At 57.8% G+C, this 12347-nt stretch carries 17 protein-coding genes; 7 read left to right on the plus strand and 10 right to left on the minus strand.

What is annotated here, in order from left to right:
- Positions 1-4: 4 nt before the first annotated feature.
- The 7 genes from NQ014_RS03765 to rpmB all read right to left on the minus strand — a co-directional run bounded on the left by NQ014_RS03765 (position 5) and on the right by rpmB (position 4522).
- Positions 5-1615 (minus strand): FMN-binding glutamate synthase family protein, encoded by a 1611-nt coding sequence (locus tag NQ014_RS03765; protein WP_257073812.1) that lies wholly within the window; start codon positions 1613-1615, stop codon positions 5-7.
- A gap of 53 nt (positions 1616-1668) precedes the next feature.
- A complete protein-coding gene (locus NQ014_RS03770) occupies positions 1669-2394 on the minus strand; it encodes a TIGR03089 family protein (protein WP_257073813.1) in 726 nt (241 codons plus the stop codon).
- Between the two features lie 47 nt (positions 2395-2441).
- Complete coding sequence (locus NQ014_RS03775; RefSeq protein ID WP_257073814.1) at positions 2442-3377, minus strand: AEC family transporter; 936 nt, start codon at positions 3375-3377, stop codon at positions 2442-2444.
- Positions 3378-3542: 165 nt separating this feature from the next.
- Complete coding sequence (gene rpsR, locus NQ014_RS03780) at positions 3543-3794, minus strand: 30S ribosomal protein S18 (protein WP_005511410.1); 252 nt, start codon at positions 3792-3794, stop codon at positions 3543-3545.
- A gap of 14 nt (positions 3795-3808) precedes the next feature.
- The gene (rpsN, locus tag NQ014_RS03785) at positions 3809-4114 is read right to left on the minus strand and encodes a 30S ribosomal protein S14 (RefSeq protein ID WP_005511414.1); all 306 of its coding nucleotides are present in this window, start codon (positions 4112-4114) and stop codon (positions 3809-3811) included.
- Between the two features lie 3 nt (positions 4115-4117).
- Positions 4118-4282, minus strand: coding sequence for a 50S ribosomal protein L33 (rpmG, locus tag NQ014_RS03790; protein ID WP_005511413.1), 165 nt, complete (start codon positions 4280-4282; stop codon positions 4118-4120).
- 3 nt (positions 4283-4285) lie between these two features.
- Positions 4286-4522: a 50S ribosomal protein L28 gene (gene rpmB, locus NQ014_RS03795; RefSeq protein WP_016423274.1), complete on the minus strand. Its 237-nt coding sequence runs from the start codon at positions 4520-4522 to the stop codon at positions 4286-4288.
- Positions 4523-4978: 456 nt separating this feature from the next.
- On the opposite strand from rpmB, the gene NQ014_RS03800 reads away from it, so the two are divergent.
- The 7 genes from NQ014_RS03800 to NQ014_RS03830 all read left to right on the plus strand — a co-directional run bounded on the left by NQ014_RS03800 (position 4979) and on the right by NQ014_RS03830 (position 10271).
- Positions 4979-5245, plus strand: a complete 267-nt coding sequence (locus NQ014_RS03800) for a type B 50S ribosomal protein L31 (RefSeq protein WP_005511390.1) — start codon at positions 4979-4981, stop codon at positions 5243-5245.
- A gap of 21 nt (positions 5246-5266) precedes the next feature.
- Positions 5267-5440 (plus strand): 50S ribosomal protein L32, encoded by a 174-nt coding sequence (gene rpmF, locus NQ014_RS03805; RefSeq protein WP_005511439.1) that lies wholly within the window; start codon positions 5267-5269, stop codon positions 5438-5440.
- A gap of 241 nt (positions 5441-5681) precedes the next feature.
- A complete protein-coding gene (locus tag NQ014_RS03810; protein ID WP_005511429.1) occupies positions 5682-6374 on the plus strand; it encodes a response regulator transcription factor in 693 nt (230 codons plus the stop codon).
- A complete protein-coding gene (locus tag NQ014_RS03815) occupies positions 6374-7930 on the plus strand; it encodes a cell wall metabolism sensor histidine kinase WalK (protein ID WP_257073981.1) in 1557 nt (518 codons plus the stop codon). Before NQ014_RS03810 ends, NQ014_RS03815 begins: the two co-directional genes overlap by 1 nt.
- Before the next feature lie 158 nt (positions 7931-8088).
- A complete protein-coding gene (locus NQ014_RS03820; RefSeq protein WP_257073818.1) occupies positions 8089-9408 on the plus strand; it encodes a S1C family serine protease in 1320 nt (439 codons plus the stop codon).
- Positions 9409-9480: 72 nt separating this feature from the next.
- On the plus strand, positions 9481-10050 hold the full coding sequence (locus tag NQ014_RS03825) for a molybdenum cofactor biosynthesis protein B (protein ID WP_005511427.1): 570 nt from the start codon (positions 9481-9483) through the stop codon (positions 10048-10050).
- A 2-nt stretch (positions 10051-10052) separates the two neighbouring features.
- Entirely contained in the window at positions 10053-10271 is a 219-nt protein-coding gene (locus NQ014_RS03830; protein ID WP_257073819.1) for a hypothetical protein, read from the plus strand.
- A 59-nt stretch (positions 10272-10330) separates the two neighbouring features.
- Here NQ014_RS03830 and mscL read toward each other — a convergent pair whose 3' ends face one another.
- The 3 genes from mscL to NQ014_RS03845 form a co-directional block, all read right to left on the minus strand.
- The gene (mscL, locus tag NQ014_RS03835; RefSeq protein WP_048733605.1) at positions 10331-10747 is read right to left on the minus strand and encodes a large-conductance mechanosensitive channel protein MscL; all 417 of its coding nucleotides are present in this window, start codon (positions 10745-10747) and stop codon (positions 10331-10333) included.
- 251 nt (positions 10748-10998) lie between these two features.
- A complete protein-coding gene (locus tag NQ014_RS03840; protein WP_257073820.1) occupies positions 10999-11460 on the minus strand; it encodes an SAF domain-containing protein in 462 nt (153 codons plus the stop codon).
- A 189-nt stretch (positions 11461-11649) separates the two neighbouring features.
- Positions 11650-12324, minus strand: a complete 675-nt coding sequence (locus NQ014_RS03845; RefSeq protein ID WP_257073821.1) for a 5-formyltetrahydrofolate cyclo-ligase — start codon at positions 12322-12324, stop codon at positions 11650-11652.
- Positions 12325-12347: the final 23 nt, after the last annotated feature.

Genomic DNA, 12347 nt, shown 5'->3' on the forward strand with positions numbered 1-12347 from the left:
CGAACTACCCACGCATATGAACTGCGGGGTAATGGAACGTGTCCGGGTCGGCAGTCTCCCAGGCTTCGGCCCAGTTGTGGAAGCGAGTTCCGCTCAGCAGCTCGCCTGGCTGCAGCCAGTTGTAGAGCTCCGCGTAGGTCTCACCGACCTGCTCATTGGTGCGCCGCAGCAGGTGGGACGGCCCCAGCTCAGAGAAGCTATTCAGGCCCATCGATGCCAATAGGCTGGCTGCTTCCGCGACCGTGGCATTGTGATAGTTGGCCACACGCTGACCCTTGTCATCGACATCGAGGGCCTTCCACAGGCTCGGATCCTGGGTAGCCACACCCACCGGGCAGGTGTTTGTGTGACATAGCTGAGATTGAATACAGCCGGTGGCCATCATCATGCCGCGAGCCGAGTTCACAAAGTCAGCGCCGATGCACATGCGCTTCACAATGTCGAAGCCAGTAATGACCTTGCCGGACGCACCGAGCTTAATGCGATCTCGCAGACCGGCACCTACGAGCGCGTTATGGACGAGAATCAGGCCGTCGGTAAGCGGCAGGCCAACGCGGTCGGAGTATTCCAGCGGTGCAGCGCCGGTGCCGCCTTCAGCGCCGTCGACGATGATGAAGTCCGGGGTGATGTTCTCTTCCAGCATGGCCTTGCACACGGCGAGGAACTCAAGCTGGGAGCCAACACACAGCTTGAAACCGACCGGCTTGCCACCGTTGAGCTCGCGCATGGTGCCCATAAACTGAACAAGTTCACGCGGGGTGGAGTAGACGCGGTGGTACGACGGGCTCATCACGCCCTTGCCAACTGGTACGTGGCGAGTAGCCGCGATCTCCTCATTGACCTTGTGCCCTGGCAGCATGCCGCCGAGTCCTGGCTTTGCACCCTGGCTAACTTTCAGATAAGTTGCCTTGACCTGCGGAATCTTAGCCTTTTCGCGGAAGAGTTCCGGGTCGAAGCCGCCATCCTCAGTACGTGCACCGAAGTAACCGGACCCCAGCTGCCAATAGAGGTCTGCGCCATACTTCAAGTGGTAAGGGCTGATAGCGCCCTCGCCAGTATCCTGTACGAAGTTGCCCAGTTTCGCGCCCTTATTCATTGCCATGACAGCGTTAGGGGACAGAGAGCCGAAACTCATGGCTGAGATGTTGAAGATAGACGCTGAGTATGGCTGGGTGCAGTCCGGGCCACCGATATCTACGCGCGGATCCTCGATGACGTGCTGGCTCGGCGCCATCGAGTGGCGGACGTACTCATAGCCGGGCGCGTTAATCTTTCGCTCAGTACCGAATGACTTCTTCGAGGACAACCCCTTCGCACGCTCGTAGACCACGGTACGAGTATCGCGGTCGAACGGAGCACCGTCGAAGTTGCGCTCGATGAAGTACTGCTGCATCTCAGGGCGAATGGTCTCACCCATGTAGCGCAGATGGCCGATGACCGGGAAGTTCCGCAAGATGGAGTGCTTCCTCTGAAGCATGTCATAGATGGCCACAACATCCAGGAAGAGAATGAGGGCCATCAGAATCCACCACCATGGGCTCAGATCCCATACAGCCAGTGCACCCAAGACGTTGATGAGGGCGAGAATCGCAAGAATATATGGTCGGGTAATCACGGTTTCCAGGTTATCGCGACTACCTAGAGCGCTTCTCGACGGGACAGCCGCGACTAAATCACACGGGCTTTCTCGGCCGTAGAAATAGCAGTGACACGCTCGCTATCGCCACCGCGCACGACGACGGCAGCACCTCCACGAACCCAAGCCGACAGCACATTACGTGCCCATTTTTCTGCGGTGACCTGTGAAGAATCAGGCACCAGCCAGCCGTCGGAAACGACGCGGGAACTGGGCGTGAGCTGCATCTCGTCCGCGTAGTCGCCAGCTGATGAGAGCAGTTCTGCAGCCGACTTTTCCCCAATAACGGGGGTTTGGTCGGAGTCCGGGCCTGCGCCTAGATATGCGTCTGGGTGGAAACGAACTTCCGGACCGAAGTCAATGACTCCCGGTGGAATATCATCACCGCATTCCACGACACCGCGGCCAAAGGGATCGTCGGTAAGCACTGCGAGGTAGGCATCTGGGAACTTCTCTTCCCACGTGCTGACGTTGCTGACAGTGGTGAATACGACCAGCGGCTCCTCATCGCTAACGGTGACGCCAGCACGCTCGCAGCCCAGTATGATGCAGGCGGACTGCCAGATCAACGGCAAGTCAATCCATACTTGGTCTCCGGCGACGAGGTCGAACTCATCGTGCAGCATGTTGGCGATCTTGCTGGCCCAGTTGTCCAGAGTTTGAGCCGACAAATCGGTACGACCGCCGGTAGTTTCGTCATAACAGGTCAAACGAGGCACGGACGGGTCGGCCTCGAGAAGTGTCTTCAGAATCTCCACGCCTCCAAGGGTAACGAGATTCTCTTCAGGCCGTCGGGAAGAGTCACCTAACTCAACAGCAGGGTGAACAACAGGACCGTCGGCAAGCAGGCGATTGTCGTAATCACGCCACAATCGCGCGCCTGCTCAAGGTTCCGGCCGAAGCGGGAGGCGAAGGTGTAGACGTTCTGGGCTGTCGGCAGGCCGGCGATAATCACAGCTGCCAGCAGCGCATGCCCGCTGAGACCAAAGACGAAATGGCCGAACAGCAGAGCGAGCGCGGGGTGGAGGAAAAGCTTCAGCGTAGACGCCACCACGACGGCGCGACGAGGGGAGCGGCCAGCTTCCATAAACGGCATACCATGCAGGCTGATACCGAAGGCCAGAAGTGCCATTGGCACCGCGGCCTGCCCCAATAGCCCCACTGGATGCGCTACGAACTGAGGCACGTCGATAGCAAACGCATTAACCGCAAGCCCCACCATCGCCGCCAGAAAGATCGGGTTCTTCAATGGAGCCATGATGACATTGTGCGGTCGGAAATGACCGCGGTTAGTGAGGATTTCCAGCACGGTCATGGAAGCGGGCGCATAGAAGGCAATCTGAAAGATAAGGGCTGGGACGACGGCGGTAGCGTCGTGAAGCACTGCGACTGCGATGGGCACGCCGAGATTAGCGACGTTGTTGTAACTCGACGACATCGCGCCGACCACAGCATCGGCGCCGCGCTGTTTGAACATGGGCGCCACAAAAATCCGGTAGACCGCGGCAGTGCCAAGCGCCGACAGTGCCGCGACACCAAATGCCGAACCGAAAATGCTCGCCGAATCCGCCGTCGCGAGAGTGTGCGTGAGCATGCACGGCATCGCGATCCAGAACACGACCATGTTCAGGGTAAAAGATGCCCGCTTATCGACGATTTCACTGCGTCCAAACAACCAGCCAACAATGATCAGTACTGCGACGGAACCAAAGCCGGTGAATATTTCGGTGAGAGCGGGCATAAGTGCATATTTTAGACAATAAAAAACGGACCCAATCCAATCCCCTCTGTGGGGAAGGACTGAGTCCGTTTTACGCTGTTATCGCATGTATCGTCATGCGGCCAGCGCGTAAATAAGGCCTTTCGGCGGGTGTTCGAATGATCGGCTCCCGCCGACCAGCCATCTTTAGCGGCTGGTGAACGGCAGGAGTGCCATCTCTCGGGCGTTCTTCACAGCGGTAGCGACCTGGCGCTGCTGCTGCGGAGTCAGACCGGTGACGCGGCGGGAACGAATCTTGCCACGGTCAGAGATGAACTGGCGGAGCAGGTTAATGTCCTTGTAATCAACCTTCTCAACGCCTGCGGCCTTGAGCGGGTTCTTCTTCGGGCGGCGGGACTGCTCCATCCGCGCCTTCTTGTTAGAGTGATTGCGCTTCATTGGTGCTCCTCGACTTACCAGCTGGACTTACGGACGCCCGGGAGTTCGCCACGGTGGGCCATCTCACGAACGCGGACACGGGACAGACCGAACTTGCGGAGGTAGCCGCGCGGGCGACCATCTGCAGCGTCACGGTTGCGGACGCGAATCGGGGACGCGTCACGCGGCTGACGGTTCAGCTCGTACTGTGCGTCCATGCGCTCTTCGTCAGTGGAGTGCGGGGACTTGATGATGCGCTTCAGTTCAGCGCGACGTTCTGCATAACGAGCGACGATTTCCTTGCGCTGCTCGTTCTTGGCAATCTTGGACTTCTTAGCCATGAATTAGCGCTCCTCGCGGAATTCGACGTGCTTGCGGACAACCGGATCGTACTTCTTAATGGTGATACGGTCCGGGGTATTGCGCTTGTTCTTACGGGTCACGTAGGTGTAACCGGTGCCCGCAGTGGACTTCAGCTTGATGATTGGACGAATGTCATTACGTGCCATTTTTTAGATCTTCTCCCCACGTGCACGAATCTGAGCAACAACAGCCTCGATACCGTACTTGTCGATGGTCTTCAGACCCTTCGGGGACACATTCAGAGTGATGTGACGCCCCTCAGAGGCGAGGTAGAACTTCTTACGCTGCACGTTGGGGTTCCAACGGCGCGACGTGCGCCGGTGGGAGTGGGACACGGTCTTGCCGAAAGACGGCTTGCGTCCCGTAACCTGGCAAATCGCCGACATAGGGATTCCTTTGCTTCCTTGCCGCCCAATGCCGACATCACTGGTGCGCCACGCCGGATTATTGAATAACCGAGGAATCCACCTGGCCTTTTCCGGGGCGCTGCCCACTGACACTCGACGCTGAGCGCGTAAACGAATAACTAGACAACAGCGAGAGAACAGTTTACACACGAGTTGCGGGATAACCTAATCGCTGTTCCACTGTGGTTTTCTCGGCGCGACTCTCGAGTGCCATCATAGAGTTCATGCTTGTCGACGGGCGTTAGTATAGGGCCCTTTTTTAATTTTCGGGCTCAAGCCTGTAATATTCCATCGAGTGTCACATGCCGGTTTATAGAAGTATTGACCTGGTACGTGTCATTGTAAGTCGTGTTCGTACCCAACTCAGGCACGATTCTCCCGCTGCTAGCCGGGTGAAAGCGACCTGAAGTTCAATCCTGAGGGAAACGAGATTTAATGAAGAAGGACATCCATCCTGATTACCACCCGGTGGTTTTCAAGGACGCAGGCACGGGTCACTCTTTCCTTACCCGTTCCACCGCCACCTCCGACCGCACTGTCGAGTGGGAAGACGGTAACGAGTACCCGCTGATCGTCGTTGACGTCACCAGCGAGTCGCACCCGTTCTGGACCGGTGCTCAGCGTGTCATGGACACCGCTGGTCGCGTCGAGAAGTTCCAGCGCCGTTACGGTAACCGCATTCGCCGCGCGAAGAAGAACTAAGAATAGGAGGGGAATAAGAAAATGGCAGTACCAAAGCGTCGCATGTCGCGTGCTAACACCCGCGCTCGCCGTTCCCAGTGGAAGAGCAACAACGTCGCTCTCCAGGAAGTCAAGGTAAACGGCCGCGTCTACAACGTTCCTCGTCGCATCGCCAAGGCTGTTCAGCTCGGCCTGGTTGACGTCGAGAAGTTCTAACGCGCATCTTTTAGGATGCTGACAACGTTCCTCGCTGAACCGCAGAGCGCTTCAAGCGCCCAGAGTGTGTTCAGTGCGTAAGGGACAGTTGATAAAGAGCTGTTAAACCTCACCCCATCGCCTGTACTTGGCGATGGGGTGAGGTTTTTCAGTTGTATGGCCGGGTTTTATGGGAGCACTCTCACGAAGAATCTGTGTCACATTTACACTCGCCTTATATTTTCAAGGCACAATGGGCAGTATGAAGATTTTGGTAGTTGATGACGATCAAGCGGTACGCGAAGCGTTGCGGCGATCGTTGACTTTTAATGGCTACACGGTCGAGCTCGCCGAGGATGGCGCAGAGGCCTTGGAAAAGATTGCCAAGGATCGTCCGGATTTGGCCATTTTGGATGTCATGATGCCGAAGCTCGACGGCCTGGATGTTTGCCGTCGGCTGCGCAGCGAAGGCGATGATCTGCCGGTCATGATGTTGACTGCACGTGATTCGGTCTCCGAGCGCGTAGCTGGTCTTGATGCCGGCGCAGATGACTACCTGCCCAAGCCGTTCGCATTGGAAGAGCTGCTCGCTCGTGTCCGTTCGCTACTTCGTCGTTCTGCTCTGGAAGTACCTGCGATGGAGGATGCCGCAACTCTGCAATTTGAGGATCTCTCCCTGGACCCGGAAACTCGTGAGGTCTTCCGCGGTGAACGTCGCATTAGTCTCACTCGTACAGAATTTGCGCTGTTGGAATTGCTGATGAGCAACCCGCGGCGGGTGCTCTCCCGTACCGCCATTTTGGAGGATGTCTGGGGCTATGATTTCCCGACGTCCGGCAATGCGCTGGAGGTCTACATTGGCTACCTGCGTCGCAAGACGGAGGCAGAGGGAGAGCCGCGTCTGATTCACACCGTTCGTGGTGTCGGTTATGTGATGCGGGAGACCGCACCGTGATGTTGCGCCGTCGTCGTTCGACCGGCGGTGGCGTGCAATCAAATCAGCGTTCTGCCACGGAGGCTAATCCGGGGCAAGGTACCGTCGGTAAGCAAGAGAAGTCCGCGAATGCTGAGACGATGGCAGGGGAATCGCATCCCGGCTTGCCACGGAGCTCGCGTATCCCTTCGCTGCGTTGGCGGCTGACTATTCTGACGGCGCTCATTGTGGCGATGTCGGTGGGGCTGATGACGCTGGCTGCGTTTTTTACTGTGCAGGCAGCGCTATACCGCGAGGTGGACAGTAACCTCCGTAGCCAGGCGGAAAAGCTGCTGATGTCACCGTACGCTTCGGAGTTTGCCATTGGCCCCTCCTTTGAGGCCGACTCAAACAGGATTCTGAACCCCGATTTGGACGCGGTGTACTTTGCCCACGGCAGTGTGGCGGGTAAGGGCGGTGGCTCAATCTCTATTGGTGGCCCCGAACTGGCGGTGTTGCGAGGGAATCGACAGGAATCGATTCGCACCGATGAGTACAACGGCCGTCGTGTATACGCCGTCCGCGCCGAAGACGGTGCGACGCTGATCCTCTCGCAGGACTTGAGCTCGACGCAGTCGGTCTTGAAAGCGCTCAGTGCAGTGCTGCTGAGTATCTCCGCTATCGGAATCCTCTTCGCAATCGGCTCAGGTATTACGGTGGCAACAACGGGTCTGCGTCCGGTCACGCGGCTGCGCATTGCCGCGGAGCGAGTGACGGAGACCGACGAGCTGCGCCCAATCCCTGTGGAGGGCGACGATGAGCTTGCGCGCTTTACCCGCAGCTTCAATGAGATGTTGGCTGCACTTCAAGCGTCGCGCATTAAGCAGGCGGAGCTGGTTGCAGATGCTGGTCATGAGTTGAAGACTCCGCTGACGTCGTTACGCACAAATATTGAACTGCTGATGATGGCCTCCCGCTCGGGAGCGGCAATCTCGGATGAGGATCGCGCGGATCTGGAAGCTGACGTCATCGCACAGCTGGAAGAGCTGTCGACGTTGGTCGGTGACCTGGTTGATCTGGCACGCGAAGATGGCCCGCAACAGGTTATTGAGCATGTCGATGTCGACGAAATCATTTCCACGTCGTTGGCGCGTGTTGAGCGTCGTCGTCCGGATATTACTTTCGATGTGCAGACAGCTCCGTGGTATGTCTACGGGGATTCGGCGGGTCTTGGTCGCGCAGTTTTGAACTTAATGGACAATGCTGCAAAGTGGTCGCCAGAAAATGGCACCGTGCGGGTTCGTCTGACGCCGCTCAGCGAGGTTGTCGCTGAATTCACGGTGGCGGACTCGGGACCAGGTATCCCGAAGGAAGATCGAGACAAGGTCTTCGAGCGTTTCTACCGTTCCATTCAGTCACGGTCGATGCCGGGATCCGGCCTGGGCTTGGCCATTGTGAAGTCGGTCATCGTCCGCCACGGGGGCACGATTACTGCCGATGAGTCCGATGATGGCGGTGCTTTGATGCGAGTGACTCTGCCGGGCAGTCCGCACAGCGGAAAAGATGAAGACTCCGATTCAGCTCAAGAGCCTAGCTAGAAACGCATAACCCCACGTCAAAGTCGATGTAATCCCCGCTGTGCGCGGCCTTTTAAGGAAGTGCGTGGTGGGGATTCGGTGTTTCATTCGGGGAATTATCGGCGAGACCGCAGACTGCTCTCAGCCAATTGTTAGACAGACAGTGCAAGGTATTACGTATGAGCAACTCTTTCAACGATTCCTCGCGAGGAGATGAGCGGGGACACTACTCCTCGCGATCTCAAAACTTCAGCGAGAACCGTGCCATGGGGGATGCTGGTGAGACAAGCCAGTTTTCTGTCAATGAGCGCGGCTGGGAGAATTCCCACTACAACACCATCCCGTCTCAGCCGAACGGCGCTTACGGAGGCGGTTCAGAGTGGGACGTTGCGGCCAATCAGCAAAAGACCAAGGGTGCCCAGGGGGCTAAGGGCATGGGGGCACTCGCAGTCGCTGCCCTGATGCTGTGCTCGGCCGGTATTGGTGGCGGTGTCGGCGCATGGGTAGTTCACAACTCGCAGTCGTCGGCCCCCGCGGACAACGCGCTGGATAAGCCTGCGGAAACCCGCCAGGTAGCAGCAGCTGAGGGGTCCGTGGAGAAGGTCGCGCAGAAGGTCCTTCCCAGTGTCGTCTCTATCACCACCGCCTCGGAGCGAGGTACGGCGTCGGGGTCAGGTTCCATTCTGTCCTCCGACGGTCTGGTGCTGACGAATAATCACGTCGTCGCAGGCGCGGGTCCGGACGCTCAAATGGAAGTCCTGCTTTCCGACGGCACCACGCACCCGGCAACTCTGGTTGCAGGGGATGCGGCTACGGATATTGCCGTTATTCGAATTGAAGGTGTTAACGGGCTGCGCCCAATCTCGCTGGGCAACTCCTCGCAGGTTCAGGTTGGCCAGGAAGTGGTGGCCGTTGGCTCACCACTGGGACTGACCTCCACTGTTACGCAGGGCATTGTCTCCGCTAAGAACCGTCCGGTCACCGCCGCTGGTGAAGACGGTCAGTCCTCGGTCATTGATGCAATCCAGACCGATGCGGCGATTAATCCGGGTAACTCCGGCGGAGCGCTTGTGGATATGGAAGGCAACCTCATCGGTGTGCCCAGCGTGATTGCCTCTAACAGTGAGGCGTCGGAGCAGGCGGGCAGCATTGGCCTTGGTTTCGCAATTCCGGTTAATCAGGCTCGTCGCATAGCGGAAGACCTGATTGACTCTGGTAAGGCGCGGATGCCTGTCATTGGTGCCCAGATCGATTCGCGTCCGATTGCACGTGGTGCACTGGTGCGAGAGGTAACGCCAGGTGGTCCAGCTGATAAAGCGGGGCTGAAAGATGGTGACCTGATTACCAAGGTTGATGACCGCACACTTGACAACGGCGTTGCCCTAATTGCGGCTATTCGGTCGCATCGGATCGGGGATTCTGTCACACTTACAGTTACAGATGAGCAAGGCGGCAACGAGCGAACGGTCGATGTCACCTTGGCAGAAGCCCAGGATTGATAGGCAGCGTGGTGGAGTGAGTACCTCACCATCTGTAGAAGAGTTTTCGAGTGAAACTTCGAGTGAAAAGCTGTGGGAGAAAGCGAGATAGAGCAGATGAGTGAAACCGTGAGTACTGAGCCAAGTGACGTCAACCTCGCTGAGATGGAGCGTCTTATCAACGACGACGGCCAGGTTCGAAATGCGTTCGTTGTCCTCGTGGGCGACCATTTTGAGAACCCGGATGGTGCGGCTTCGCTCATGGTTGAGCTGTTGGAAGAAGACGGCTACTCGGTCGATGCCGTGGTCAGCACGGGCGCAGTGAAGCGTGAGATTCGGAAGGCTCTAGATACCGCTGTTGTCGGTGGCGCAGATTTGGTCGTCACGGTGGGCGGTGTTGGAGTTGGTCCTCGTGCGAAGACTCCGGATGCCACTCGCAAGGTTCTCGATGTACGACTGCAGGGCATCGAGCAGGCTATTCGTAACTCCGGTATGGGAGCTGGTGCCTTGGATGCGGGGCTGTCCCGGGGTTTGGCCGGCGTGTCCGGTCAGACTGTGATTATCAATCTCGCGGAGTCTCGCGCTGCAGTGCGCGATGGCATGGCGACAATTCTCCCGCTGGTCTCTCATGTGCTTGATGATCTCTGCCGCTGGAGCGTCTAGGAATGGGCGACGCTAAGCAGCCCAATCAGCCCGAGCAAGCCGCGTCGCGCAGTGGCAGCCGTAGGCAGCGTCGTCGCGCAGGTGCACCGGCGAAAAACTTTGCCCAGTCGCGCAGTGCGAAAACTGCGCGCACAGTGCACTACCACGATGAATCCCCGGAGGATGCTCGTGATTTTGATGCGGACTACTGGACAAAACAGCGCCCACCCCATTGGGGATGAGCGCTGTGTAAATGCGTTCGTTAGCTTCTCATCGGAAGCCCGCAACTAGCAGCTAGAAGCTAGTTCAGCTCCGTCTTCGGCTTGCCGTTCTGCTCTGCCAGCAGGTCACGAATCTCAGTCAGCAGGTCAGCCTCGGTGACCTCCGGCTCAGCGGAGGTCTCCAGACGAGCCTCCCGCATCTCGTTGAACTTGTTCATCGGAGCAACGATGACGAAGTAGACAACCGCTGCGACCAGCAGGAAGTTGATGACTGCGGTGATGACAGCTGCGAAGTCAAGGTAGGTCGACGGGTTGCCGCTGATGATTTCGAAGCCAAGGCCAGTGACCTCAGCGCCACCGATGGTGTTCAGCAGCGGCTCGAGCAGGCTGTCGGTGAAAGCAGTGACGATTGCGGTGAACGCAGCACCGATGACAACACCGACCGCCAGGTCGATGACGTTGCCGCGCATGATGAACTCTTTAAAACCCTTAAGCATAGGAAATTTCCTTCTGTAGAAACGGAACAAACCAAACGAGACCTGTGAGTCATCGTGTTGCTCATGGCAGGCCCATACGATTTCAGAAACGGGGCAGTGCGATATCTGGCAGCGCCACTCTTCTCAGCGCTAATCGTAGTTTTGAATTGCCTAGCCATTCTATCCCTGCACTAAGTTGTGGGACAAGTCAACTTTCTATGAAAAACACTGTTCAGGGTCGTAAATTCTTTGAATCAGTGAGATTTTGGCCACTAACCCGCGAGTAACAGTGTGAGCGGAGATGCTAGCGATGTTGCAGCCACCACCTCCGCGGCGCCAGTGGGCAGAGCGACCAAGACCACCTCATCGTCGACGATGTTGACCACCCTTGCCCCGTGTGCGAGCGGAGCCGCCACCCCGCGCTCATCCGCTGTCGAGACAATATCCACGCTGTCACCAGTGCGAAGAGCGGACACAATGCCCGCATCGTTCAACGTGATGGCAATAATTTTGCTTTCCGACGTCCCCGTCAGCGACTTCGCAAGTGACGGGCCAACCATTCGCTGCTCTGTAAGTATCTCTCCCGGTGACATGCCGGTGGCCAGGGTGCGTCCCCGCACAGCAGCGATGTCCGTTACGGCCTCGCCGGGAACGAGATCCCGAGGAATGTCCTTGAAAGCCACATCTTGTTCTGCCACCGATGCGCCAGCGGCAATGGATTTGGCGCTAATCACTACCCGAATATGGCCGCTGCGGGGCGTTAATGACTCCACCGCCGCCAGGCCAACCGCGCATAGGAAAACAGTGAGGGCAACTATCCGTCGAATAGTTGTGGGGCGGAGCTTTCGGAATGGATGCGGAAACCGGGACGAATATTTTGGGCTCATATTAAGTTAGGCGCGAAAACCCCGAATTTGGTTCCACTAAATCTGTGAAATCCTCGCTGGCGTGATCACATAATCGGCGGGAACGTCGTGCTCATCGTAGGCAAGCTCCGTGCGCAACTCGGTGTCGAAAACCGCAACAGCGATGGCCGCAGCTCTCGCTCCATCCGTATCACCGTCGCGTCGAGCGAAAACCAAGCTGCGATCGTAATAACCAGCGCCACGCCCTAACCGCATCCCGGTTGCGGGGTCGGCCGCAACTGCCGGCAGAATAATGGCGTCGGCGGCAACTAGCTCCTCCGGGCCGGCGGCGCTTTCCACCGGAACAGGTTCCAAGAGTCCAAATCGACCCTTGCTGAAGCTGCCGTTGTAGTAACCCCAGTGCAGCGGCTGTGGTGGACCGGGCGGGCAGACAGGAAGCAGAATTCGTGCTCCGGGAACCGCATTGGCCAGAGCCTCCACAAAGCCCTGGCCGGGTTCACCACCAGTCGAACTAGAAACGCTTGCGCCGGGTTCGTCACCAGCGGGGACATACGCGGCAATGACGGGTTTTGCGAGGTCGCCGACGGTATTGGATAACCATTCTTGCAACCGCTGTACCAGTGCTTCGTCGTCAAGCATGCGCTCACGCTGCCCCTTGGCGGCGCGTGCGGCGAGTGCCTCGTGCCGTGTGCGGGGTTTGAAATCGGACGTGGTTTCGGGAAGCGGAGCCATACCTGCAAACCTACTCTGTCAGG

The sequence above is a fragment of the Corynebacterium sp. 5QC2CO genome, from assembly GCF_024580435.1.
GTDB lineage: Bacteria > Actinomycetota > Actinomycetes > Mycobacteriales > Mycobacteriaceae > Corynebacterium > Corynebacterium jeikeium_D.